A 281-nucleotide genomic window follows, 5' to 3' on the forward strand; every position below is an offset into this window, starting at 1 on the left:
TCGATTCGATCGAGCATGGCACCCTGATGGACGACGAGGCCATCGCCCTGTTCAAGAAGCACGGCGCCTGGTACGTGCCCACCATGTCGGCCGGCCGCTACGTGGCCGACAAGTCCAAAGACCCGGATTATTATTCGCCGCTGGTGCGCCCCAAGGCGGCGGCCATCGGCCCGCAGATCCAGGCCACCTTCGCGCGCGCCTACAAGGCCGGCGTGAAAATCGCCTTCGGTACCGACGCCGGGGTGTTCCCGCACGGTGACAATGCCAAGGAGTTCGCCTAC

At 65.1% G+C, this 281-nt stretch carries 1 pseudogene; it reads left to right on the forward strand.

Annotation, left to right across the window (positions count from 1 at the left end):
* Positions 1–281 (forward strand): annotated as a pseudogene (locus F1735_RS34860) (amidohydrolase family protein); the annotation flags it as partial.

It is taken from the genome of Massilia genomosp. 1, from assembly GCF_011682185.1.
Lineage (GTDB): Bacteria > Pseudomonadota > Gammaproteobacteria > Burkholderiales > Burkholderiaceae_D > Telluria_A > Telluria_A rubra.